Source organism: Pseudomonas sp. E1BtOHC1 (assembly GCF_058744285.1).
This window is the reverse complement of sequence record NZ_CP196023.1, coordinates 97,329-122,961: the sequence shown is the minus strand read 5'-3', so window position 1 is coordinate 122,961 and position 25,633 is coordinate 97,329. Positions and strand designations below refer to the sequence as shown.

General features: G+C 54.4%; 15 protein-coding genes, 6 tRNA genes and 3 rRNA genes. 22 read left to right on the top strand and 2 right to left on the bottom strand.

Annotated elements, in window-relative coordinates:
* Positions 1 to 32 precede the first annotated feature (32 nt).
* Positions 33 to 383, top strand: a complete 351-nt coding sequence (gene erpA / locus ACSSVC_RS00600) for an iron-sulfur cluster insertion protein ErpA (RefSeq protein WP_011063789.1) — start codon at positions 33 to 35, stop codon at positions 381 to 383.
* 70 nt (positions 384 to 453) lie between these two features.
* Here the strand turns inward: erpA and ACSSVC_RS00595 are convergent, their stop codons facing one another.
* On the bottom strand, positions 454 to 1,545 hold the full coding sequence (locus ACSSVC_RS00595) for an anhydro-N-acetylmuramic acid kinase (protein WP_346633069.1): 1,092 nt from the start codon (positions 1,543 to 1,545) through the stop codon (positions 454 to 456).
* A gap of 3 nt (positions 1,546 to 1,548) precedes the next feature.
* Positions 1,549 to 2,970 (bottom strand): peptidoglycan DD-metalloendopeptidase family protein, encoded by a 1,422-nt coding sequence (locus tag ACSSVC_RS00590; RefSeq protein ID WP_404940114.1) that lies wholly within the window; start codon positions 2,968 to 2,970, stop codon positions 1,549 to 1,551.
* 209 nt (positions 2,971 to 3,179) lie between these two features.
* Here ACSSVC_RS00590 and tyrS point away from each other — a divergent pair, with 209 nt between their 5' ends.
* The 21 genes from tyrS to rpoC all read left to right on the top strand — a co-directional run bounded on the left by tyrS (position 3,180) and on the right by rpoC (position 25,626).
* Positions 3,180 to 4,379, top strand: a complete 1,200-nt coding sequence (tyrS, locus tag ACSSVC_RS00585; RefSeq protein ID WP_404937778.1) for a tyrosine--tRNA ligase — start codon at positions 3,180 to 3,182, stop codon at positions 4,377 to 4,379.
* Between the two features lie 552 nt (positions 4,380 to 4,931).
* Positions 4,932 to 6,470 (top strand): 16S ribosomal RNA (locus tag ACSSVC_RS00580).
* Positions 6,471 to 6,593: 123 nt separating this feature from the next.
* Positions 6,594 to 6,670 (top strand) — tRNA-Ile (locus ACSSVC_RS00575).
* A 10-nt stretch (positions 6,671 to 6,680) separates the two neighbouring features.
* Positions 6,681 to 6,756 (top strand) — tRNA-Ala (locus ACSSVC_RS00570).
* Between the two features lie 235 nt (positions 6,757 to 6,991).
* Positions 6,992 to 9,883, top strand: a 23S ribosomal RNA gene (locus ACSSVC_RS00565).
* Positions 9,884 to 10,031: 148 nt separating this feature from the next.
* Positions 10,032 to 10,147 (top strand): 5S ribosomal RNA (gene rrf, locus ACSSVC_RS00560).
* The 16S, 23S and 5S rRNA genes sit together here with 2 tRNA genes alongside, the layout of an rRNA operon.
* Positions 10,148 to 10,317: 170 nt before the next feature.
* Positions 10,318 to 11,280 (top strand): bifunctional biotin--[acetyl-CoA-carboxylase] ligase/biotin operon repressor BirA, encoded by a 963-nt coding sequence (birA, locus tag ACSSVC_RS00555; RefSeq protein ID WP_346635583.1) that lies wholly within the window; start codon positions 10,318 to 10,320, stop codon positions 11,278 to 11,280.
* Positions 11,281 to 11,438: 158 nt separating this feature from the next.
* Complete coding sequence (locus ACSSVC_RS00550) at positions 11,439 to 11,885, top strand: hypothetical protein (RefSeq protein WP_346635584.1); 447 nt, start codon at positions 11,439 to 11,441, stop codon at positions 11,883 to 11,885.
* A gap of 142 nt (positions 11,886 to 12,027) precedes the next feature.
* A tRNA-Tyr gene (locus ACSSVC_RS00545) sits at positions 12,028 to 12,112 on the top strand.
* 24 nt (positions 12,113 to 12,136) lie between these two features.
* Positions 12,137 to 12,210: transfer RNA gene (locus tag ACSSVC_RS00540), tRNA-Gly, on the top strand.
* Positions 12,211 to 12,236: 26 nt separating this feature from the next.
* Positions 12,237 to 12,312: transfer RNA gene (locus ACSSVC_RS00535), tRNA-Thr, on the top strand.
* Positions 12,313 to 12,396: 84 nt separating this feature from the next.
* Positions 12,397 to 13,590, top strand: a complete 1,194-nt coding sequence (gene tuf, locus ACSSVC_RS00530) for an elongation factor Tu (protein WP_492611897.1) — start codon at positions 12,397 to 12,399, stop codon at positions 13,588 to 13,590.
* Between the two features lie 54 nt (positions 13,591 to 13,644).
* Positions 13,645 to 13,720: transfer RNA gene (locus ACSSVC_RS00525), tRNA-Trp, on the top strand.
* 45 nt (positions 13,721 to 13,765) lie between these two features.
* Positions 13,766 to 14,134 (top strand): preprotein translocase subunit SecE, encoded by a 369-nt coding sequence (gene secE, locus ACSSVC_RS00520; RefSeq protein ID WP_011063783.1) that lies wholly within the window; start codon positions 13,766 to 13,768, stop codon positions 14,132 to 14,134.
* A 9-nt stretch (positions 14,135 to 14,143) separates the two neighbouring features.
* Positions 14,144 to 14,677: a transcription termination/antitermination protein NusG gene (nusG, locus tag ACSSVC_RS00515; RefSeq protein ID WP_002555501.1), complete on the top strand. Its 534-nt coding sequence runs from the start codon at positions 14,144 to 14,146 to the stop codon at positions 14,675 to 14,677.
* Positions 14,678 to 14,795: 118 nt separating this feature from the next.
* On the top strand, positions 14,796 to 15,227 hold the full coding sequence (gene rplK / locus ACSSVC_RS00510; RefSeq protein ID WP_003176435.1) for a 50S ribosomal protein L11: 432 nt from the start codon (positions 14,796 to 14,798) through the stop codon (positions 15,225 to 15,227).
* Positions 15,227 to 15,922 (top strand): 50S ribosomal protein L1, encoded by a 696-nt coding sequence (rplA, locus tag ACSSVC_RS00505; RefSeq protein ID WP_123723271.1) that lies wholly within the window; start codon positions 15,227 to 15,229, stop codon positions 15,920 to 15,922. The genes rplK and rplA overlap by 1 nt, the downstream gene beginning before the upstream one ends.
* 198 nt (positions 15,923 to 16,120) lie before the next feature.
* A complete protein-coding gene (rplJ, locus tag ACSSVC_RS00500) occupies positions 16,121 to 16,621 on the top strand; it encodes a 50S ribosomal protein L10 (RefSeq protein WP_025132369.1) in 501 nt (166 codons plus the stop codon).
* Positions 16,622 to 16,701: 80 nt separating this feature from the next.
* Positions 16,702 to 17,067, top strand: a complete 366-nt coding sequence (gene rplL, locus ACSSVC_RS00495) for a 50S ribosomal protein L7/L12 (protein ID WP_060841342.1) — start codon at positions 16,702 to 16,704, stop codon at positions 17,065 to 17,067.
* A gap of 221 nt (positions 17,068 to 17,288) precedes the next feature.
* Positions 17,289 to 21,362 carry a DNA-directed RNA polymerase subunit beta gene (gene rpoB / locus ACSSVC_RS00490; protein WP_346635585.1) on the top strand — a complete coding sequence of 1,358 codons (4,074 nt, stop codon included), beginning with the start codon at positions 17,289 to 17,291 and terminating at the stop codon, positions 21,360 to 21,362.
* 64 nt (positions 21,363 to 21,426) lie between these two features.
* On the top strand, positions 21,427 to 25,626 hold the full coding sequence (rpoC, locus tag ACSSVC_RS00485; RefSeq protein WP_346635586.1) for a DNA-directed RNA polymerase subunit beta': 4,200 nt from the start codon (positions 21,427 to 21,429) through the stop codon (positions 25,624 to 25,626).
* Positions 25,627 to 25,633: the final 7 nt, after the last annotated feature.

Here is a 25,633-nt window from a genome sequence, read left to right as displayed (position 1 = left end):
GTATGGCGGCTTAACGCCGGGAGATAGTCAGCATGAGCGTTGAATCCTTCACCCCCACGGCTTTGCAATTCACTCAAGGTGCGGCGCACAAGGTGAAGACCCTGGTCGATGAAGAGGGTAATGATCGCTTGAAGCTGCGCGTGTTCGTTACGGGCGGCGGTTGTTCGGGGTTTCAGTACGGTTTCACTTTTGATGAGGAAGTGGCCGAGGACGACACCATTGTCGAGCGCGAAGGCGTGAGCCTGGTGGTCGATCCGATGAGTTTTCAGTACTTGGCCGGTGCTGAAGTGGACTACCAGGAAGGTCTGGAAGGCTCGCGGTTCGTGATCAAGAACCCCAACGCCACCACTACCTGTGGTTGCGGGTCGTCGTTCTCGATCTGATCCGTCGGCAAAAGCCATTCGCCTAGCGCCGCAGTGTCTAACGACTCTGCGGCGTTTTGCTGTCTGAGGTTCAAGCCGGGTAGATGGCGCCCAGTACACGCAGGCCGCGGGCGCCGGTAACGCTGGGGCGGTTGGCGGCGATGCCTTCCAGGCAGCAATGGGCCAGCCAGGCGAAGGCCATGGCTTCTACCCAGTCGGGGTCCACACCATAAACGGCGGTACTGTTGACCTGTGTCCCGGGCAGCAGCGCGGTGAGACGCTGCATCAATGTGCCGTTATGGGCTCCGCCGCCACAAACCAAAAGCTCTTGGGTGTCGGCTTGTGCAGCTTGCAGCGAGTCGACGATGGTCAGTGCCGTCAGTTCCAGCAATGTGGCCTGTACATCTTCTGCGGGGATGGTGGGATGCTGGGCCAGATGTCGTATCAGCCACTGGAGGTTGAATACTTCGCGCCCCGTGCTCTTCGGGCCTTGAGTAGCGAAGAATGGGTCGCTGAGGAGGGTCTTCAGGAGAGCCTGGTCAAGCTGGCCGCTGGCCGCCCACTGGCCGTTGCGGTCGAAGGTTTCTGCTCGTTGAGTCTGTATCCATGCATCGAGCAGCACGTTGCCGGGGCCACAATCGAAGCCGGCGACCGGCTTGGCGGTTTCGATCAGGCTCAGGTTGCTGAAGCCACCGACGTTCAGAACGGCACGGTTCCCTGGGTGTTGCTCGAACAGAGCCTCATGAAAGGCTGGGACCAGGGGGGCGCCTTGGCCACCGGCAGCCACGTCGCGACTGCGGAAATCGCTGACGACGGTAATACCCGTGAGTTCTGTGAGTAATGCCGGGTTGCCGATCTGCACGGTAAATCCGCGGCTCGGCTCATGGCGCACGGTCTGCCCGTGACTGCCGATGGCGCGGATGTCTTGAGCCTGGAGTTGTTGTTGCTGCAGAAGGCGGTGGATGCCCTGGGCAGCCAGTTTGACCCAGTGTTGCTGGGCAATGGCGGAACGGGCTATCTCGTCAGGGCCGCTGGCGCACAAACTCAAGAGTTCGGCGCGCAGGGTTTCTGGCATGGGGATGTAGTGGGTGGCGATCAATCTGATCGCCGGGCTCTGCTCGATCAGGGCAATGTCCAGGCCGTCGAGGCTGGTCCCGGACATCACTCCTATATAGAGCGCCATGGCTCAGCGCTTGCTCGAGGCCAGCATGGTGGCCTTTTCCTGGTCCATCCGTGCCATCAGAGGTTGGCTCTGCTGCAGGAAGCGAGCCCGCTCTGCCTTGGCGATAGGGTCAGCCATCGGCAGTTTCTGGCCCAGTGGGTCCACGTGAACGCCGTTGACCTGGAACTCGTAGTGCAAGTGCGGGCCGGTAGACAGGCCTGTGGTGCCGATATACCCGATGACCTGGCCCTGTTTCACCGAGCCGCCGGTCTTGACGCCCTTGGCAAAGCCTTGCATGTGGCCATACAGGGTCCGGTAGGTGTTGCCGTGCTGGATGATCACGGTGTTGCCGTAACCACCGCGGCGACCTGCCAGCAAGACCTTGCCGTCACCGGCGGCCTTGATCGGCGTGCCTCGTGGTGCTGCGTAGTCGACGCCCTTGTGAGCGCGGATCTTGTTCAGAATCGGGTGTTTGCGACCCATGGAGAAGCGCGAACTGATACGGGCAAAGTCCACTGGCGTACGGATGAACGCCTTGCGCATGCTATTGCCGTCGGCGGTGTAGTAGCTGCTGGAGCCTTGTTTGTTGGTGTAACGCACGGCGGTGTAGGTTTTGCCGCGGTTGGTGAAGCGTGCGGAAAGGATATTGCCGGTACCGACTACTTTGCCGTTGGCTACTTTCTGTTCGTAGATGACGTCGAACTCGTCGCCCTGGCGAATATCCTGCGCGAAGTCGATGTCGTAGCCGAAAACGTTGGCCATATCCATGGTCAGGCTATGGGACAGGCCGGCACGTGCGGCGGACTGTGAGAGCGAACTATTGATGACGCCATGCACATAAGCCGAGCGGACTACTGGTTTAGTGATCACTCGGTTGAAGGTAAAGCCTTTGGGGCCTTTGGTCAGGGTGATAGTTTCCAGATCACTGACTTTACTGTGCAGATTGTTCAGTTGGCCGTCTTGAGTCAGTTCGAACTCAAGCTTTTGGCCGTGTTTCAGCTGGGAGAACTGCTTGGCTTGCTTGTCGCTTGCCAGGACTTCGTGAACGGATGTAGCTGGTAGGCCAACCTTCTCGAAGAGTGTCGACAAGGTATCGCCCTTGGCCACTATCACTTCTCTATGGCCTGGGGCTTTCTGCTCTTCCACGACAGCGGGTGCTGGTGCGGCTTCAGCAGTCTCCGGGGTGTCTTCGGCGGTGTTGTCGATCTGCGCGAAAGGAGAGGCAACGCTTTCACTTGTGGCTTGTTCGACGGAGGCGGCGTCTTGATCTTGTGTCAGTTGCTCGATCGGACTTTCCAGATCAAGGCTCAATGTCGTCTTTTTGGCTTCTACATCACTGGAAGGGAATACCAGTAGCGCCAGGCTTAGAAGGGCTGCGATGCCACTTGCGGCGAGCAGGTGGCTCTTCGGATAAAGCGGTGGCGCTTTAGACGGTTCGGTGGTCATAGGTAATTTGACTTTGAAAAGATGAAATGGAAAAGATGAATGACATGATGAAGATGAAATAACTGTATAAAATATAACCAAATCATCTGTGACGCAAGCTCGCGGACGCTCTGCTGCGTGAATGCGCCCGTACGCCGGGCAAAACTTGTAATTAGTCCGTGATCTTGTATGGTTGGTTCCCTTTTGAATCTGAGCCTTGCGGGTCTGTTATGAAGTCGGTTGAAGAGCAGCTAGCGCTGATCAAACGTGGTGCGGAAGAGTTGTTGGTCGAGTCCGAGTTGATCGAGAAGCTCAAGCGCGGCGAGCCGCTGCGTATTAAAGCTGGCTTCGATCCAACGGCTCCAGATCTGCATCTCGGTCATACCGTGCTTATTAATAAGCTGCGTCAGTTTCAGGATCTGGGGCACCAGGTGATCTTCCTGATTGGCGACTTCACCGGGATGATCGGTGATCCGAGTGGTAAAAGCGCTACTCGTCCGCCACTGACTCGCGAGCAGGTTCTGGATAATGCAGAGACCTACAAGAGTCAGGTTTTCAAGATTCTTGATCCTGCTAAGACTGAGGTCGCATTCAACTCTACTTGGATGGACAAGATGGGGCCGGCGGATTTCATTCGTCTGACGTCCCAATACACCGTTGCGCGCATGCTTGAGCGGGATGACTTCGACAAGCGCTATTCGACTAATCAGCCGATTGCCATTCATGAGTTCTTGTATCCGCTGGTGCAGGGGTATGACTCGGTGGCTCTGCGTGCCGATGTCGAGTTGGGTGGTACCGATCAGAAGTTCAACCTGTTGATGGGGCGTGAGCTGCAGCGTGGTTATGGTCAGGAGGCTCAGTGCATTTTGACTATGCCTCTGCTTGAGGGGTTGGATGGCGTTAAGAAAATGTCCAAATCCCTGGGTAACTATGTAGGCATTCAGGAAGCACCAGGGGTTATGTATGGCAAGCTGGTTTCTATTCCTGATGCGTTGATGTGGCGCTACTTCGAGCTGCTTAGCTTTCGCTCGATGGATGAGATCAATGCATTCAAGGCTGATGTCGAGGCGGGCGCCAATCCACGTGACATCAAGATCAAACTGGCAGAAGAGATTGTTGCGCGCTTCCATGGTGAAGAGGCGGCTGCAAATGCTCACCGCGCAGCAGGCAACCGCATGAAGGATGGTGAGCTGCCTGATGATCTGCCTGAGATCGAGCTGGTCGCCACGGAGGACATGCCAATTGCAGCTGTCCTTAATAAGGCAGGGCTGGTGAAGAACGCTGCAGTGGCACGGGATCTTCTGGGTTCGGGTGGTGTGCGGGTGGACGGTGAGGTTGTCGATCGTACCTATATATATGCAGTTGGTTCGACCCATGTGTGCCAGGCCGGCAAGAAGGCATTTGCACGTATTACGCTTAAATCCGAATAAAATCGGAAATAGGTATTGACGGCGAATTATATCTCTCTATAATTCGCCCCACTTCCGGCGCAGTCGAAACGGAAAACTCCTTGAGATTCAACGAGTTACGCAGTTTTCGGCAGCGGTTACGCTTCAGTTCATCGAAGCCAGAAGCAGTTGGTAAGGCAGTGTGTTTTCGCCTTATTAACGATTCGATCCTCTCGGTCGAAAGCGGTTGAAAAGAGGTGTTGACAGCAGCGTGTAACGCTGTAGAATTCGCCTCCCGCTAACGAGAGATCGGAAGCGCAAGTGGTTGAAGTTAAAAAGGAAACTTTGAAAACTTCTTAAAAAAATCACTTGACAGCAAATGAGGCTGCTGTAGAATGCGCGCCTCGGTTGAGACGAAAGATCTTAACCAACCGCTCTTTAACAACTGAATCAAGCAATTCGTGTGGGTGCTTGTGGAGTCAGACTGATAGTCAAAAAGATTATCAGCATCACAAGTTACTCCGCGAGAAATCAAAGATGTAACCAACGATTGCTGAGCCAAGTTTAGGGTTTTCTCAAAACCCAAAGATGTTTGAACTGAAGAGTTTGATCATGGCTCAGATTGAACGCTGGCGGCAGGCCTAACACATGCAAGTCGAGCGGCAGCACGGGTACTTGTACCTGGTGGCGAGCGGCGGACGGGTGAGTAATGCCTAGGAATCTGCCTAGTAGTGGGGGATAACGTCCGGAAACGGGCGCTAATACCGCATACGTCCTACGGGAGAAAGTGGGGGATCTTCGGACCTCACGCTATTAGATGAGCCTAGGTCGGATTAGCTAGTTGGTGAGGTAATGGCTCACCAAGGCTACGATCCGTAACTGGTCTGAGAGGATGATCAGTCACACTGGAACTGAGACACGGTCCAGACTCCTACGGGAGGCAGCAGTGGGGAATATTGGACAATGGGCGAAAGCCTGATCCAGCCATGCCGCGTGTGTGAAGAAGGTCTTCGGATTGTAAAGCACTTTAAGTTGGGAGGAAGGGCAGTTACCTAATACGTGATTGTTTTGACGTTACCGACAGAATAAGCACCGGCTAACTCTGTGCCAGCAGCCGCGGTAATACAGAGGGTGCAAGCGTTAATCGGAATTACTGGGCGTAAAGCGCGCGTAGGTGGTTTGTTAAGTTGAATGTGAAAGCCCCGGGCTCAACCTGGGAACTGCATCCAAAACTGGCAAGCTAGAGTATGGTAGAGGGTGGTGGAATTTCCTGTGTAGCGGTGAAATGCGTAGATATAGGAAGGAACACCAGTGGCGAAGGCGACCACCTGGACTGATACTGACACTGAGGTGCGAAAGCGTGGGGAGCAAACAGGATTAGATACCCTGGTAGTCCACGCCGTAAACGATGTCAACTAGCCGTTGGGAGCCTTGAGCTCTTAGTGGCGCAGCTAACGCATTAAGTTGACCGCCTGGGGAGTACGGCCGCAAGGTTAAAACTCAAATGAATTGACGGGGGCCCGCACAAGCGGTGGAGCATGTGGTTTAATTCGAAGCAACGCGAAGAACCTTACCAGGCCTTGACATCCAATGAACTTTCTAGAGATAGATTGGTGCCTTCGGGAACATTGAGACAGGTGCTGCATGGCTGTCGTCAGCTCGTGTCGTGAGATGTTGGGTTAAGTCCCGTAACGAGCGCAACCCTTGTCCTTAGTTACCAGCACGTTATGGTGGGCACTCTAAGGAGACTGCCGGTGACAAACCGGAGGAAGGTGGGGATGACGTCAAGTCATCATGGCCCTTACGGCCTGGGCTACACACGTGCTACAATGGTCGGTACAAAGGGTTGCCAAGCCGCGAGGTGGAGCTAATCCCATAAAACCGATCGTAGTCCGGATCGCAGTCTGCAACTCGACTGCGTGAAGTCGGAATCGCTAGTAATCGCGAATCAGAATGTCGCGGTGAATACGTTCCCGGGCCTTGTACACACCGCCCGTCACACCATGGGAGTGGGTTGCACCAGAAGTAGCTAGTCTAACCTTCGGGAGGACGGTTACCACGGTGTGATTCATGACTGGGGTGAAGTCGTAACAAGGTAGCCGTAGGGGAACCTGCGGCTGGATCACCTCCTTAATCGACGACATCAGCTGCTCCATAAGTTCCCACACGAATTGCTTGATTCATTGAAGAAGACGATAGAAGCAGCTTTAAGCTCCAAGCTGATAGCTCCAAGCTAACAGTTACAAGCTCGAAATTGGGTCTGTAGCTCAGTTGGTTAGAGCGCACCCCTGATAAGGGTGAGGTCGGCAGTTCGAATCTGCCCAGACCCACCAATTTTGTTATGGGGCCATAGCTCAGCTGGGAGAGCGCCTGCCTTGCACGCAGGAGGTCAGCGGTTCGATCCCGCTTGGCTCCACCATAAACTGCTTCTGAAAGCTTAGAAATGAGCATTCACTTTGAATGTTGATTTCTAGTCTTTTGATTAGATCGTTCTTTAAAAATTTGGGTATGTGATAGAAAGATAGACTGAACGTTACTTTCACTGGTAACGGATCAGGCTAAGGTAAAATTTGTGAGGCTCTTAATTGAGCAGCAATTGCAAATTTTCGGCGAATGTCGTCTTCATAGTATAACCAGATTGCTTGGGGTTATATGGTCAAGTGAAGAAGCGCATACGGTGGATGCCTTGGCAGTCAGAGGCGATGAAAGACGTGGTAGCCTGCGAAAAGCTTCGGGGAGTCGGCAAACAGACTTTGATCCGGAGATGTCTGAATGGGGGAACCCAGCCATCATAAGATGGTTATCTTGTACTGAATACATAGGTGCAAGAGGCGAACCAGGGGAACTGAAACATCTAAGTACCCTGAGGAAAAGAAATCAACCGAGATTCCCTTAGTAGTGGCGAGCGAACGGGGACTAGCCCTTAAGTGGCTTTGAGATTAGCGGAACGCTCTGGAAAGTGCGGCCATAGTGGGTGATAGCCCTGTACGCGAAAATCTCTTAGTCATGAAATCGAGTAGGACGGGGCACGAGAAACCTTGTCTGAATATGGGGGGACCATCCTCCAAGGCTAAATACTACTGACTGACCGATAGTGAACTAGTACCGTGAGGGAAAGGCGAAAAGAACCCCGGAGAGGGGAGTGAAATAGATCCTGAAACCGTATGCGTACAAGCAGTGGGAGCAGACTTTGTTCTGTGACTGCGTACCTTTTGTATAATGGGTCAGCGACTTATTTTCAGTGGCGAGCTTAACCGAATAGGGGAGGCGTAGCGAAAGCGAGTCTTAATAGGGCGTCTAGTCGCTGGGAATAGACCCGAAACCGGGCGATCTATCCATGGGCAGGTTGAAGGTTAGGTAACACTGACTGGAGGACCGAACCGACTACCGTTGAAAAGTTAGCGGATGACCTGTGGATCGGAGTGAAAGGCTAATCAAGCTCGGAGATAGCTGGTTCTCCTCGAAAGCTATTTAGGTAGCGCCTCATGTATCACTGTAGGGGGTAGAGCACTGTTTCGGCTAGGGGGTCATCCCGACTTACCAAACCGATGCAAACTCCGAATACCTACAAGTGCCGAGCATGGGAGACACACGGCGGGTGCTAACGTCCGTCGTGAAAAGGGAAACAACCCAGACCGTCAGCTAAGGTCCCAAAGTTATGGTTAAGTGGGAAACGATGTGGGAAGGCTTAGACAGCTAGGAGGTTGGCTTAGAAGCAGCCACCCTTTAAAGAAAGCGTAATAGCTCACTAGTCGAGTCGGCCTGCGCGGAAGATGTAACGGGGCTCAAACCATACACCGAAGCTACGGGTATCACGTAAGTGATGCGGTAGAGGAGCGTTCTGTAAGCCTGTGAAGGTGAGTTGAGAAGCTTGCTGGAGGTATCAGAAGTGCGAATGCTGACATGAGTAACGACAATGGGTGTGAAAAACACCCACGCCGAAAGACCAAGGTTTCCTGCGCAACGTTAATCGACGCAGGGTTAGTCGGTCCCTAAGGCGAGGCTGAAAAGCGTAGTCGATGGAAAACAGGTTAATATTCCTGTACTTCTAGTTATTGCGATGGAGGGACGGAGAAGGCTAGGCCAGCTTGGCGTTGGTTGTCCAAGTTTAAGGTGGTAGGCTGGAATCTTAGGTAAATCCGGGATTCTAAGGCCGAGAGCTGATGACGAGTTACCTTTTAGGTGACGAAGTGGTTGATGCCATGCTTCCAAGAAAAGCTTCTAAGCTTCAGATAACTAGGAACCGTACCCCAAACCGACACAGGTGGTTGGGTAGAGAATACCAAGGCGCTTGAGAGAACTCGGGTGAAGGAACTAGGCAAAATGGCACCGTAACTTCGGGAGAAGGTGCGCCGGTGAGGGTGAAGGACTTGCTCCGTAAGCTCATGCCGGTCGAAGATACCAGGCCGCTGCGACTGTTTATTAAAAACACAGCACTCTGCAAACACGAAAGTGGACGTATAGGGTGTGACGCCTGCCCGGTGCCGGAAGGTTAATTGATGGGGTTAGCTAACGCGAAGCTCTTGATCGAAGCCCCGGTAAACGGCGGCCGTAACTATAACGGTCCTAAGGTAGCGAAATTCCTTGTCGGGTAAGTTCCGACCTGCACGAATGGCGTAACGATGGCGGCGCTGTCTCCACCCGAGACTCAGTGAAATTGAAATCGCTGTGAAGATGCAGTGTATCCGCGGCTAGACGGAAAGACCCCGTGAACCTTTACTATAGCTTTGCACTGGACTTTGAATTTGCTTGTGTAGGATAGGTGGGAGGCTTTGAAGCGTGAACGCCAGTTTGCGTGGAGCCATCCTTGAAATACCACCCTGGCAACTTTGAGGTTCTAACTCAGGTCCGTTATCCGGATCGAGGACAGTGTATGGTGGGTAGTTTGACTGGGGCGGTCTCCTCCTAAAGAGTAACGGAGGAGTACGAAGGTGCGCTCAGACCGGTCGGAAATCGGTCGTAGAGTATAAAGGCAAAAGCGCGCTTGACTGCGAGACAGACACGTCGAGCAGGTACGAAAGTAGGTCTTAGTGATCCGGTGGTTCTGTATGGAAGGGCCATCGCTCAACGGATAAAAGGTACTCCGGGGATAACAGGCTGATACCGCCCAAGAGTTCATATCGACGGCGGTGTTTGGCACCTCGATGTCGGCTCATCACATCCTGGGGCTGAAGCCGGTCCCAAGGGTATGGCTGTTCGCCATTTAAAGTGGTACGCGAGCTGGGTTTAGAACGTCGTGAGACAGTTCGGTCCCTATCTGCCGTGGACGTTTGAGATTTGAGAGGGGCTGCTCCTAGTACGAGAGGACCGGAGTGGACGAACCTCTGGTGTTCCGGTTGTCACGCCAGTGGCATTGCCGGGTAGCTATGTTCGGAAAAGATAACCGCTGAAAGCATCTAAGCGGGAAACTTGCCTCAAGATGAGATCTCACTGGAACCTTGAGTTCCCTGAAGGGCCGTCGAAGACTACGACGTTGATAGGTTGGGTGTGTAAGCGCTGTGAGGCGTTGAGCTAACCAATACTAATTGCCCGTGAGGCTTGACCATATAACACCCAAGCAATTTGCTTAAGAAGCGAGTTGCGGTGTGTGAAGACGAAACAAACCGAAAGTTTGCACCGCTCACAAAGCACACAAATCTATTACATACCCATTTGCTGGCACGTTGCATAAGCGACGGTCTGGCTACCGAATTTCTTGACGACCATAGAGCGTTGGAACCACCTGATCCCATCCCGAACTCAGAAGTGAAACGATGCATCGCCGATGGTAGTGTGGGGTTTCCCCATGTGAGAGTAGGTCATCGTCAAGATTAAATTCCGAAACCCCAATTGCGAAAGCAGTTGGGGTTTTGTTTTGCGCGACAGAAAAGCGGTTTATATTTTTTAGCTGTCCCGATCGACTTGCTCGTCGGGTGGTGCTTCCTATGCAATGGCTTTGGGCGTGGCTATCATGCTTGGTTCATAGTAAGGCGGAAACTGCATGTCGACGTTGTTAGAGCTTCTGAAGGATGGGCACTTTCACTCGGGGCAGGCGCTCGGGGAGGCGCTGGGTGTTAGCCGTAGTGCTATATGGAAGCAGTTACAGCTTCTTGAAGCGGAATTGGGGCTGGTCATCCATAAAGTACGAGGTCGCGGGTACCAGTTGGCCACGCCAATCACTTTGCTGGACAGTGCTGAGATAAGTCGGCGCTCTTCTTCCAGTGATGCATGGGATGTCCGAATTTTTGACTCTATTGACTCCACGAATGCGGAGGCGCTGCGATCCATTGAGGGGGGGGTGGTGGCTCCTTTTCTTGTGCTGGCTGAGCGTCAGACCGCGGGTCGGGGGCGGCGTGGTCGCAAGTGGGTAAGCCCTTTTGCCGAGAATATCTATTACAGCCTGGTCTTGCGCATAGACGGAGGTCTCCGGCAATTGGAGGGGCTCAGTCTGGTCGTAGGGCTGGCGGTTATGCACACCCTTCGTGAGTATGGAATTCCTGGTGCAGGTTTGAAGTGGCCAAATGATGTTTTGGTTGGTCAGAAGAAGGTCGCGGGAATACTTTTGGAGTTGGTGGGCGATCCTGCGGATGTGTGTCATGTGGTCCTGGGGATTGGGATCAATGTGAATATGCGGAGCGCTGAGGAGGTCGATCAGGAGTGGACTTCGGTAAGGTTGGAGTCCGGCAAGGTTATTGATCGCAATCAGCTGGTCGCTCGATTGAGTGAGATCCTTGTGGCCTATCTTGAGCGTCATCGACTGAATGGTTTCTCCGCGATCCAGGGCGAGTGGGAGCAAGGCCATCTCTGGCAGGGGCGTGCAGTGTCTCTGATAGCGGGCGTAAATAAGGTTGATGGTGTCGTGCTGGGTATTGATCGCCAAGGGGCTTTGCGGTTGAGCGTTGAAGGTGAGGAGAAAACGTATAGTGGTGGGGAGCTCAGTCTAAGGTTGCGTGATGAGCCTTGAGTTTGGCCGCGAAATAGCTCCATGAAATGCGCCCGCGTGACCTTGGGCGAGGAGGTGGGGGTGGAAGTTCTGGGTGTTGTGTTGGTTCCGCAAGATCAGTTTGTTCGTGATCTGTTTTTTCGAGTTGACTAAGGCTTGTCCTCCGTCTCGAGGTTTTTATGCGCTGGCTGTTTCTGTTGTTATTGGTCCTCAATGGTTTCTATTACATCTGGCATCAGCAGGAAGCACCTCTTCGTGCGAAAGAGGTTATGCCTCTATCGCTCTATCGAGGATCTCAGCAAGATATCCGCTTGTTGAGTGAGTCTGCAGATTCGGTCGAGCGGCGGGATAAGGGCAAGATGGGGGAGGTTGATGCAAGCTGTCTCTATCTGGGGGGCTTTGCTCGTCGAGATATGGCTCAGATGCTTGAGCAGCGCCTGATGGGCCTGGGGGTAGATGTCAGGCTACTGTCCTTGAGTGTTGCTGGTTCTTCTGGTTTCTGGTTGCGTGTGACTCCTGAGAGCAAGCATTTGTTGGATGATCTGCAGCTGCAGAACCTTGCTAAGGAATTCAATGAGTTAAAACATAAAATAATGCCTTGTGAGGGGGTTGCAACTGTCGAATAGGTTGCATAGAATGGCGCCCGCTCCGCAGTGAAGACCTCTTGAGGTTAGAGCAGCAGGGCTAGGTCAACGCAGCTAACCTCAAGATTTTATTGAGAAAATGCTTGACAGAAGGGTGGCATGGTATAAAATGCTGCCTCGCTTAGGAGGGGTTCCCGAGCGGCCAAAGGGATCAGACTGTAAATCTGACGTCTACGACTTCGAAGGTTCGAATCCTTCCCCCTCCACCAGATTTAGCGAGAGCTGCAGGCTCCGCGGGTATAGTTTAGTGGTAGAACCTCAGCCTTCCAAGCTGATGATGCGGGTTCGATTCCCGCTACCCGCTCCAAGTTTGCAGGTTTTGCAAAGTGTTTCGCTCTTGTAGCTCAGTTGGTAGAGCACACCCTTGGTAAGGGTGAGGTCAGCGGTTCAAATCCGCTCAAGAGCTCCATATAACAAGGCAGATATGAAAATATCTGCCTTTGTTTTAATGGCTTGTGTGACTTGCTCAATTCTTCTCCTAGGGGTGATTTCGATGGCTAAGGAAAAGTTCGAACGTAATAAGCCGCACGTTAACGTGGGTACTATCGGTCACGTTGACCACGGTAAAACCACTCTGACTGCTGCTCTGACTCGCGTTTGCTCCGAAGTTTTCGGTTCGGCTCGTGTTGACTTCGACAAGATCGACAGCGCCCCAGAAGAAAAAGCTCGTGGTATCACCATCAACACTGCACACGTAGAGTACGATTCGCACATTCGTCACTACGCGCACGTTGACTGCCCGGGTCACGCCGACTACGTCAAGAACATGATCACTGGTGCTGCCCAGATGGACGGCGCGATCCTGGTTTGCTCGGCTGCCGATGGTCCGATGCCGCAAACTCGTGAGCACATCCTGCTGTCCCGTCAGGTGGGCGTTCCGTACATCGTTGTCTTCCTGAACAAGGCTGACATGGTTGACGACGCTGAGCTGCTGGAACTGGTTGAAATGGAAGTGCGCGATCTGCTGAGCACTTACGATTTCCCAGGCGACGACACTCCGATCATCATCGGTTCTGCTCTGATGGCTCTGAACGGCCAAGACGACAACGAAATGGGTACCACCGCTGTTAAGCGTCTGGTAGAAACTCTGGACACCTACATCCCAGAGCCGGAGCGTGCAATCGACAAGCCGTTCCTGATGCCAATCGAAGACGTATTCTCGATCTCCGGTCGTGGCACCGTGGTAACTGGCCGTGTTGAGCGTGGTATCGTTCGCATCCAGGAAGAAGTTGAGATCGTTGGTCTGCGCGACACTCAGAAGACCACTTGCACCGGCGTTGAAATGTTCCGCAAACTGCTCGACGAAGGTCGTGCTGGCGAGAACTGCGGCGTTCTGCTGCGTGGTACCAGGCGTGACGACGTTGAGCGTGGTCAGGTTCTGGTTAAGCCAGGCACTGTTAAGCCGCACACCAAGTTCACTGCTGAAGTTTACGTTCTGAGCAAAGAAGAAGGCGGCCGTCATACTCCGTTCTTCAAAGGCTACCGTCCACAGTTCTACTTCCGTACTACTGACGTGACTGGTAACTGCGAGCTGCCAGAAGGCGTTGAAATGGTAATGCCAGGTGACAACATCCAGATGACTGTCACTCTGATCAAAACCATCGCGATGGAAGATGGTCTGCGTTTCGCTATCCGTGAAGGCGGTCGTACCGTCGGCGCTGGCGTCGTAGCCAAAGTCATCGAATAAGTTCTTGAAATATCTCCATCGGGCCGACATAATGGTCGGCCTGATTTTGTTTTTAGGTCAGTAGCTCAATTGGCAGAGCGACGGTCTCCAAAACCGTAGGTTGGGGGTTCGATTCCCTCCTGACCTGCCAGATTCACTCAATGTGTCTGGCTTTCTTTTCACAGGATCTTCATAGATGACTCCTAAGGCTGAAGCTCAAGGCTCTCGCTTCGATCTGCTAAAGTGGCTCGTTGTGGTTGCTTTGGTGATTGTTGGTGTTGTTGGCAATCAGTACTATTCTGCTTCGCCGATCCTGTACCGCGTCCTTGCGCTGCTTGTCATTGCCGCTGTTGCTGCCTTTGTTGGTCTGCAAACTGCGAAGGGCAAGTCGTTCTTTGTACTGGTTAAGGAAGCGCGCACTGAGATTCGTAAAGTCGTGTGGCCAACTCGCCAAGAGACCACGCAGACCACTCTGATTGTAGTGGCTGTGGTTCTGGTTATGGCGTTGCTGTTGTGGGGGCTAGATTCCCTGCTCGGCTGGCTTGTTTCCTTGATTGTTGGCTAAGGGTGTCCCGTGGCTAAGCGTTGGTACGTTGTGCATGCTTACTCGGGTTACGAGAAGCATGTAATGCGTTCGTTGATCGAGCGTGTAAAGCTGGCTGGCATGGAAGATGGCTTCGGCGAAATTCTGGTCCCCACTGAAGAAGTGGTTGAGATGCGTAATGGCCAGAAGCGCAAGAGCGAGCGTAAGTTTTTTCCAGGCTATGTGCTGGTTCAGATGGACATGAATGAGGGGACTTGGCACTTGGTCAAGGATACTCCTCGTGTCATGGGTTTCATTGGTGGTACCGCTGATAAGCCTGCGCCTATCACTGATAAAGAGGCAGAAGCTATTCTGCGTCGTGTCGCCGATGGTAGCGACAAACCCAAACCGAAGACCCTATTCGAGCCGGGTGAGGTGGTCCGTGTTACTGACGGTCCATTCGCTGACTTTAATGGTACGGTCGAAGAAGTTAACTACGAAAAGAGCCGGATCCAAGTGGCGGTGCTCATTTTCGGTCGCTCTACTCCGGTAGAGCTAGAGTTCAGTCAGGTCGAGAAGGCATAACTGAACGAGAATCCCATACCCCGCAGCCTTAGGCTGTGGGGTTTTTTCGTCACTGGGATAAACGCGCAAGTAACCGGGGAGCCTTTCTAGGCGTCTGAACCCGTAATTGGAGTGCCTCATGGCTAAGAAGATTACTGCTTACATCAAGCTGCAAGTTAAGGCCGCTCAGGCCAACCCAAGCCCGCCCGTTGGTCCTGCTCTGGGTCAGCACGGCGTGAACATCATGGAATTCTGCAAGGCTTTCAACGCCCGTACTCAGGGTCTTGAACCAGGTCTGCCGACTCCTGTGATCATCACTGTTTACAGTGACCGCAGCTTCACTTTCGAAACTAAGAGCACCCCCGCTTCGGTTCTGCTGAAGAAAGCTGCTGGTTTGACCAGCGGTTCTGCTCGTCCAAACACCGTTAAGGTTGGCACTGTTACCCGTGCTCAGCTGGAAGAGATCGCGAAAACCAAAAACGCCGATCTGACTGCAGCTGATATGGATGCAGCCGTGCGTACTATCGCCGGTTCTGCTCGTAGCATGGGCCTTAACGTGGAGGGTGTGTAATGGCTAAGCTGACCAAGCGCCAAAAGGCTATCGCCGGCAAGATTGAAGCAGGCAAGGCCTACAACTTCGTAGAGGCCGCCGCTCTCCTGACCGAGCTGTCGACCGTTAAGTTCAGCGAGTCTGTAGACGTAGCTGTGAACCTGGGCGTAGACCCACGTAAATCTGACCAGGTTGTTCGTAGCGCTACCGTGCTGCCACACGGCACTGGCAAGACTGTACGTGTTGCTGTCTTCACCCAAGGTCCAGCTGCTGAAGCAGCTCTGGCTGCCGGTGCAGACCGCGTAGGTATGGATGATCTGGCTGCCGAAATGAAAGCTGGCGACCTGAACTATGACGTAGTTATTGCTTCCCCGGATGCAATGCGCGTTGTAGGTCAGTTGGGTCAGGTTCTGGGTCCTCGTGGCCTGATGCCTAACCCGAAAGTTGGTACCGTAACTCCAGACGTAGCTTCGGCAGTTAAGAACGCCAAGGCTGGTCAGGTTCGCTACCGTACCGACAAAAACGGCATTATCCACACCTCCGTTGGCAAGGTCGGCTTCGACGCCGTCAAGCTGAAGGAAAACGTTGAAGCCCTGATCGCCGACCTGAAGCGTATCAAGCCAGCTTCTTCGAAAGGTATCTACGTCAAGCGCGTTACCCTGAGCACCACTATGGGCCCAGGTCTGGTTATCGACCAGGGTTCGCTGGACGTATAAGACATAAACTAGCGCAAGCGATTGCGTCAGTTGAAAAATTGGGGTCCCTGCCTGGCGGGGGCTATCCAAGACCGTAGGCGGCGCAAGTCTTAAACCACAAGCCTACGCAGATGGTGCTCCCGGTTCCTTACCGAATCAGACACCAAAACGACATCCAGCTCCGGTTGGATGAAACGGTAACAAGCAGGAGTTAAACCCGTGGCAATTAAACTCGAAGACAAGAAGGCCATCGTCGCTGAAGTCAACGAGGCTGCCAAAGCCGCTCTGTCCGCTGTCGTGGCTGATGCCCGTGGTGTGACAGTAGGCGCTATGACCGGACTCCGTAAAGAGGCCCGCGAAGCTGGTGTTTATGTACGTGTCGTACGTAACACCCTGCTCAAGCGCGCTGTTGAAGGCACTCAATATGACGTGCTCAACGACGCGTTCGTCGGCCCTACCCTGATTGCATTCTCCAAGGAACATCCGGGCGCTGCTGCCCGTATTTTCAAAGAGTTCGCAAAGGGTCAGGACAAGTTCGAGATCAAGGCAGCTGCGTTCGAGGGCAAGTACCTCGCAGCAAACGAGATCGACGTGTTGGCTTCGCTGCCAACTCGCGACGAAGCTATTGCGAAGCTGATGAGCGTGATCCAAGGCGCTACCAGCAAGCTGGCTCGTACTCTGGCGGCTATTCGCGACCAGAAAGAAGCTGCTGCTGCCTAAGGCACTGCAAGCCCTTTCAAAATCATATGTTTAATTTGATGGCTGCGTAGGCTGTCACCCCAATACAGGAATTTATAGTCATGTCTCTGACTAACGAGCAAATCATCGAAGCAATCGGCCAGAAAACCGTTCTGGAAGTTGTTGAGCTGATCAAAGCAATGGAAGAAACCTTCGGCGTTACCGCTGCTGTTGCCGCTGCTGGCCCAGCTGCTGCTGCCGCTGTTGTTGAAGAGCAAACTGAATTCAACGTCATGCTGACCGAAGCTGGCGAGAAGAAAGTTAACGTGATCAAGGCTGTACGTGAACTGACCGGTCTGGGCCTGAAAGAAGCCAAGGCTGTAGTTGACGGCGCTCCTGCCATGGTTCTGGAAGCTGTTGCTAAAGAAGCAGCTGAAAAAGCCAAAGCAGCTCTGGAAGAAGCAGGCGCTAAAGTCGAGCTCAAGTAAGCATCGACTTTGTGTCTCCAGCCCAAGCGTTAAGCGAACGGCTGATGGCTGGTGGCTTTTGCCACCGGCCTTTTTCCGTTATTGGCGGCCGACTGGGTCGGTGCCTTTAACGTGCTGTAACCCACCCTGTGCGGTGGCGCAAACCAAAGGGTTTGCACGATTTTCTGGCTGCTCCCGTCGGGAGGAGCCGAATAAGCAGGTGACCAAGCTGGGGAACGCTGATGGCTTACTCATATACTGAGAAAAAACGTATCCGCAAGGACTTTAGCAAGTTGCCGGACGTCATGGATGTGCCTTACCTCCTGGCCATCCAGCTGGATTCGTATCGTGAATTCTTGCAAGCGGGAGCGACTAAAGATCAGTTCCGCGACGTGGGCCTGCATGCGGCCTTCAAATCCGTTTTCCCGATCATCAGCTACTCCGGCAATGCTGCGTTGGAGTATGTCGGTTATCGCCTGGGCGAACCGGCGTTTGATGTTAAAGAATGCGTGTTGCGTGGTGTGACTTACGCCGTACCTTTGCGGGTAAAAGTTCGTCTGATCATTTTCGACAAAGAATCGTCGAACAAAGCGATCAAGGACATCAAAGAGCAAGAAGTCTACATGGGGGAAATTCCCCTGATGACTGAGAACGGTACCTTCGTAATCAACGGTACCGAGCGTGTAATCGTTTCCCAGCTGCACCGTTCCCCTGGCGTATTCTTCGACCACGACCGTGGCAAGACGCACAGCTCCGGTAAGCTGCTGTACTCGGCGCGGATCATTCCTTATCGCGGCTCGTGGCTGGACTTCGAGTTCGATCCGAAAGACTGCGTGTTCGTCCGTATCGACCGTCGTCGCAAGCTGCCAGCGTCGGTTCTGCTGCGCGCGCTGGGTTACACCACTGAAGAAGTGCTGGACGCGTTCTACACCACCAACGTATTCCATGTGAAAGGCGAGAGCCTGAGCCTGGAGTTGGTGCCTCAGCGTCTGCGTGGTGAAATCGCTGTTCTGGATATCCAGGACGACAAGGGCAAGGTTATTGTCGAGCAAGGTCGTCGTATTACCGCTCGCCATATCAACCAGCTGGAAAAAGCCGGCATCAAGGAACTGGATGTGCCTCTGGACTACGTCCTGGGTCGTACCACTGCCAAGGCCATTGTGCACCCGGCTACCGGCGAGATCCTGGCAGAGTGCAACACCGAGCTGAACACCGAGATCCTGGCAAAAATCGCCAAGTCGCAGGTTGTTCGCATCGAAACTCTGTACACCAACGACATCGATTGCGGTCCGTTCGTTTCCGACACTCTGAAGATCGACTCCACCAGCAACCAATTGGAAGCGCTGGTCGAGATCTATCGCATGATGCGTCCAGGCGAGCCGCCGACCAAAGATGCTGCCGAGACTCTGTTCAATAACCTGTTCTTCAGTCCAGAGCGCTATGACTTGTCCGCCGTTGGCCGGATGAAGTTCAACCGTCGTATCGGTCGTACCGAGATCGAAGGTTCGGGCGTGCTGTGCAAGGAAGACATCGTTGCTGTACTGAAGACTCTGGTCGACATCCGTAACGGTAAAGGCATCGTCGACGACATCGACCACCTGGGTAACCGTCGTGTTCGCTGCGTAGGCGAAATGGCCGAGAACCAGTTCCGCGTTGGCCTGGTGCGTGTAGAACGTGCGGTCAAAGAGCGTCTGTCGATGGCTGAAAGCGAAGGCCTGATGCCGCAAGACCTGATCAATGCCAAGCCAGTAGCTGCGGCAGTGAAAGAGTTCTTCGGTTCCAGCCAGCTGTCGCAGTTCATGGACCAGAACAACCCGCTGTCCGAGATTACCCACAAGCGTCGTGTGTCTGCACTCGGCCCGGGTGGTCTGACTCGTGAGCGTGCAGGCTTTGAAGTTCGTGACGTGCACCCGACTCACTACGGTCGTGTATGTCCGATTGAAACGCCGGAAGGTCCGAACATTGGTCTGATCAACTCCTTGGCTGCCTATGCCCGCACCAACCAGTACGGCTTCCTCGAAAGCCCGTACCGTGTGGTGAAAGATGCGCTGGTAACCGATGAGATCGTGTTCCTGTCCGCTATCGAAGAGGCCGATCACGTGATCGCCCAGGCTTCGGCGACCATGAACGACAAGGGTCATCTGATCGATGAGCTGGTAGCTGTTCGTCACTTGAACGAATTCACCGTCAAGGCGCCAGAAGACGTCACCTTGATGGACGTTTCGCCGAAGCAGGTAGTTTCGGTTGCTGCGTCGTTGATTCCGTTCCTCGAGCACGATGACGCCAACCGTGCGTTGATGGGTTCCAACATGCAGCGTCAGGCTGTACCGACCCTGCGTGCTGATAAGCCGCTGGTAGGTACCGGCATGGAGCGCAACGTTGCCCGTGACTCCGGCGTTTGCGTCGTGGCTCGTCGTGGCGGCGTGATCGACTCTGTTGATGCCAGCCGTATTGTGGTTCGTGTTGCCGATGACGAAGTTGAAACTGGCGAAGCCGGTGTCGACATCTACAACCTGACCAAATACACCCGCTCCAACCAGAACACCTGCATCAACCAGCGTCCGCTGGTGAGCAAGGGTGATCGGGTTCAGCGCAGCGATATCATGGCCGACGGCCCGTCCACCGACATGGGTGAACTGGCTCTGGGTCAGAACATGCGTATCGCGTTCATGGCATGGAACGGCTTCAACTTCGAAGACTCCATCTGCCTGTCCGAGCGTGTGGTTCAGGAAGACCGCTTCACCACGATCCACATCCAGGAACTGACCTGTGTGGCCCGTGACACCAAGCTTGGTCCAGAGGAAATCACTGCGGACATCCCGAACGTGGGTGAGGCTGCACTGAACAAGCTGGACGAAGCCGGTATCGTTTATGTAGGTGCTGAAGTTGGCGCAGGCGACATTCTGGTGGGCAAGGTCACTCCGAAAGGCGAGACCCAGCTGACTCCGGAAGAAAAACTGCTGCGTGCAATCTTCGGTGAAAAAGCCAGCGACGTTAAAGACACTTCCCTGCGCGTACCTACCGGCACCAAGGGTACTGTCATCGACGTGCAGGTCTTCACTCGTGATGGCGTAGAGCGTGATGCTCGTGCTCTGTCCATCGAGAAGAGCCAGCTCGACGAGATTCGTAAGGATCTGAACGAAGAGTTCCGTATCGTTGAAGGCGCGACTTTCGAACGTCTGCGTTCCGCTCTGGTCGGCCACAAAGCCGAAGGCGGCGCCGGTCTGAAGAAGGGTCAGGAAATCACCGACGAAGTTCTCGACGGTCTTGAGCATGGTCAGTGGTTCAAGCTGCGCATGGCTGAAGATGCTCTGAACGAGCAGCTCGAGAAGGCTCAGGCCTACATCGTTGATCGCCGCCGTCTGCTGGACGACAAGTTCGAAGACAAGAAGCGCAAACTGCAGCAGGGCGATGACCTGGCTCCGGGCGTGCTGAAAATCGTCAAGGTCTACCTGGCAATCCGTCGTCGCATCCAACCGGGCGACAAGATGGCCGGTCGTCACGGTAACAAAGGTGTGGTCTCCGTGATCATGCCGGTTGAAGACATGCCGCACGATGCCAATGGCACCCCGGTTGACGTAGTCCTCAACCCGTTGGGCGTACCTTCGCGTATGAACGTTGGTCAGATTCTCGAAACTCACCTGGGCCTCGCGGCCAAAGGTCTGGGCGAGAAGATCAACCGGATGGTCGAAGAGCAGCGTAAGGTTGCAGAGCTGCGTACCTTCCTGGACGAGATCTATAACCAGATCGGTGGTCGCAACGAGGACCTGGACAGCTTCTCCGATCAGGAGATCCTGGATCTGGCGAACAACCTGCGTGGCGGTGTGCCTATGGCTACTCCGGTGTTCGACGGCGCCAAGGAAAGTGAAATCAAGGCCATGCTGAAACTGGCTGACCTGCCAGAAAGCGGCCAGATGCAACTGACCGACGGCCGTACCGGCAACAAGTTCGAGCGTCCAGTTACCGTTGGCTACATGTACATGCTGAAACTGAACCACTTGGTAGACGACAAGATGCACGCTCGTTCTACCGGTTCGTACAGCCTGGTTACCCAGCAGCCGCTGGGTGGTAAGGCGCAGTTCGGTGGTCAGCGTTTCGGGGAGATGGAGGTCTGGGCACTGGAAGCATACGGTGCTGCATACACTCTGCAAGAAATGCTCACAGTGAAGTCGGACGATGTGAACGGTCGTACCAAGATGTACAAAAACATCGTGGACGGCGATCACCGTATGGAGCCGGGCATGCCCGAGTCCTTCAACGTGTTGATCAAAGAAATTCGTTCCCTCGGCATCGATATCGATCTGGAAACCGAATAACACGTGACGCGAATCGAGAGCGGGGCAGGATTGCCCGCTCTCTGCTCCGCCAGGAGGAAAGGCCTTGAAAGACCTACTGAATTTGCTGAAAAACCAGGGTCAAGTCGAAGAGTTCGACGCCATCCGTATCGGATTGGCATCGCCTGAGATGATCCGTTCGTGGTCGTTCGGTGAAGTTAAAAAGCCGGAAACCATCAACTACCGTACGTTCAAACCTGAGCGTGACGGCCTGTTCTGCGCCAAGATCTTTGGCCCGGTAAAGGATTACGAGTGCCTGTGCGGTAAGTACAAGCGCTTGAAGCATCGCGGCGTGATCTGCGAGAAGTGCGGCGTTGAAGTTGCACTGGCCAAGGTTCGTCGTGAGCGCATGGCGCACATCGAACTGGCTTCGCCGGTTGCCCACATCTGGTTCCTGAAATCGCTGCCGTCCCGTATCGGCCTGCTGATGGACATGACCCTGCGTGATATCGAGCGCGTTCTCTACTTTGAGAGCTATGTCGTTATCGATCCAGGCATGACCACCCTTGAAAAAGGTCAACTGCTGAACGATGAGCAGTACTTCGAAGCGCTGGAAGAGTTTGGTGATGACTTCGACGCCCGTATGGGTGCCGAGGCTGTCCGCGAACTGCTGCACGCTATCGACCTGGAGCACGAGATTGGCCGTCTGCGCGAAGAGATTCCGCAAACCAACTCGGAAACCAAGATCAAGAAGCTGTCCAAGCGTCTGAAGTTGATGGAGGCCTTCCAGGGTTCCGGCAACCTTCCAGAGTGGATGGTGCTGACCGTTCTGCCGGTTCTGCCGCCAGATCTGCGTCCACTGGTCCCGCTGGATGGCGGTCGCTTCGCGACTTCTGACCTCAACGACCTGTATCGTCGAGTGATCAACCGTAACAACCGTTTGAAGCGCCTGCTGGATCTGTCCGCTCCGGACATCATCGTGCGCAACGAAAAGCGTATGTTGCAGGAAGCTGTCGACGCACTGCTCGACAACGGCCGTCGTGGCCGCGCTATCACCGGTTCCAACAAGCGTCCTCTGAAATCCCTGGCCGACATGATCAAGGGTAAGCAAGGTCGTTTCCGTCAGAACTTGCTCGGTAAGCGTGTTGACTACTCCGGTCGTTCGGTAATTACCGTAGGTCCGACCCTGCGTCTGCACCAGTGCGGTCTGCCGAAGAAGATGGCTCTCGAGCTGTTCAAACCGTTCATTTTCGGCAAGTTGGAAATGCGTGGCCTGGCTACCACCATCAAAGCCGCCAAGAAGATGGTTGAGCGCGAGCTGCCGGAAGTTTGGGACGTTCTCGCTGAAGTGATTCGCGAACACCCCGTGCTGCTCAACCGTGCACCGACCCTTCACCGTCTGGGCATCCAGGCGTTTGAGCCAGTATTGATCGAAGGTAAGGCTATCCAGCTGCACCCTCTGGTCTGTGCCGCGTACAACGCCGACTTCGACGGCGACCAAATGGCCGTGCACGTACCGCTCACGCTGGAAGCCCAGCTGGAAGCGCGTGCGTTGATGATGTCGACCAACAACATTCTGTCGCCAGCCAACGGTGAGCCAATCATCGTTCCGTCGCAGGACGTTGTATTGGGTCTGTACTACATGACTCGTGAAGCGATCAACGCCAAGGGCGAAGGTCGTGTGTTCGCGGACCTGCAGGAAGTCGATCGCGTATTCCGCGCCGGCGAAGCGGCTTTGCACGCCAAGATCAAGGTTCGTATCAACGAAACCGTTAACGATCGTGATGGCGGCAGCGTGAGCGCTACCCGTATCGTCGACACCACTGTTGGTCGTGCGCTGCTGTTCCAGGTCGTGCCAAAAGGTCTGTCGTTCGACGTCGTCAACTTGCCGATGAAGAAGAAGGCGATCTCCAAGCTGATCAACCAGTGCTACCGCGTGGTTGGTCTGAAAGAGACCGTGATCTTCGCTGACCAGTTGATGTACACCGGTTTCGCTTACTCGACCATTTCCGGCGTTTCCATCGGTGTTAACGACTTCGTTATCCCGGATGAAAAAGCCCGCATCATCGGTGCTGCCACCGATGAAGTTAAGGAAATCGAGAGCCAGTACGCCTCCGGCCTGGTAACCCAGGGCGAGAAGTACAACAAGGTGATCGACCTTTGGTCGAAAGCCAACGACGAAGTGTCCAAGGCGATGATGGCTAACCTCTCGAAAGAGAAGGTAATCGACCGTCATGGCGACGAAGTTGAGCAAGAGTCGTTCAACTCGATGTACATGATGGCTGACTCGGGTGCGCGGGGTTCCGCTGCACAGATCCGTCAGCTGGCCGGTATGCGTGGTCTGATGGCCAAGCCGGACGGCTCCATCATCGAAACGCCGATTACTGCGAACTTCCGTGAAGGTCTGAGCGTACTCCAGTACTTCATCTCGACTCACGGTGCTCGTAAAGGTCTGGCGGATACCGCGTTGAAAACAGCGAACTCCGGTTACCTGACTCGTCGTCTGGTAGACGTGGCGCAGGATCTGGTTGTGACCGAGATCGATTGCGGCACCGAGCATGGTCTGCTGATGACTCCGCACATTGAAGGCGGTGACGTTGTAGAGCCGCTGGGTGAGCGCGTATTGGGTCGTGTTATCGCCCGTGACGTATTCAAGCCGGGTACCGAGGACGTCATCGTTCCTGCTGGCACTCTGGTAGACGAGAAGTGGGTCGAGTTCATCGAGCTGAACAGCATCGACGAAGTGATCGTGCGTTCGCCGATCAGCTGCGAAACTCGTTATGGCATCTGCGCCAAGTGCTACGGCCGTGACCTGGCTCGTGGTCACCTGGTGAACATCGGTGAAGCGGTCGGCGTAATTGCTGCCCAGTCCATCGGTGAGCCGGGTACCCAGCTGACCATGCGTACGTTCCACATCGGTGGTGCGGCAAGCCGGACCTCGGCAGCAGACAGCGTACAGGTGAAGAATGGCGGTACTGTCCGTCTGCATAACCTGAAGCACGTTGAGCGTGTTGATGGTCACCTGGTAGCCGTATCCCGTTCTGGCGAACTGGCAATTGCCGATGACTTCGGTCGCGAGCGCGAGCGCTACAAGCTGCCGTACGGTGCTGTGATTTCGGTGAAGGAAGGCGATAAGGTCGACGCTGGTGCCATCGTGGCCAAGTGGGATCCGCACACTCACCCAATCGTTACCGAAATGAAAGGTACCGTGACCTACGTGGGCATGGAAGAAGGCATCACGATCAAGCGTCAGACTGACGAATTGACCGGTATGACCAATATTGAAGTGCTTGACGTCAAAGACCGTCCAGCTGCCGGTAAGGACATCCGTCCTGCGGTGAAGATGGTTGGTATGGATGGCAAGGATCTGCTGCTGCCAGGTACCGACGTACCGGCCCAGTACTTCCTGCCGGCTAACGCCCTTGTAGGTGTTGCCGACGGTGCGCAGATTGCGATCGGTGATGTTATCGCTCGTATTCCGCAAGAAACTTCGAAGACCCGTGACATCACCGGTGGTCTGCCGCGTGTTGCCGACTTGTTCGAAGCTCGTCGTCCGAAAGAAGCGTCGATTCTGGCTGAAGTCAGCGGCACCATCGCGTTCGGTAAAGAGACCAAGGGCAAGCGCCGTCTGGTCATTACCCCGAACGACGGTAGTGATCCGTATGAGGAGCTGATTCCTAAGTGGCGTCACCTGAACGTCTTCGAAGGCGAACAAGTGAACCGCGGCGAAGTTATCTCCGACGGTCCGAGCGATCCGCACGACATCCTGCGTTTGCTGGGTGTGAGTGCGTTGGCTAAGTACATCGTTAACGAGATCCAGGACGTTTACCGTCTGCAGGGCGTGAAGATCAACGATAAGCACATCGAGACCATTCTGCGTCAGATGCTGCGTAAGGTTGAGATTGCCGAGTCTGGCGACTCCAGTTTCATCAAGGGCGACCAGATGGAACTGACTCACGTACTGGTAGAAAACGAGCGTCTGAGCGCTGAAGACAAGTTCATCTCCAAGTTCACCCGCGTATTGCTGGGTATTACTAAGGCGTCCTTGTCCACTGAGTCGTTCATCTCGGCGGCCTCTTTCCAAGAGACCACTCGTGTACTGACCGAGGCAGCAGTGACCGGCAAGCGCGACTACTTGCGTGGCCTGAAGGAAAACGTGGTTGTGGGTCGTCTGATCCCGGCCGGTACCGGCCTGGCTTACCACAGCGAGCGTAAGCGTCGTCGTGATGCAGACAAGCCACTGCGCGTGAGCGCGAGCGAAGTCGAAGCAGCACTGACAGAAGCGCTGAACTCCAGCGGTAACTGAGGTCTGT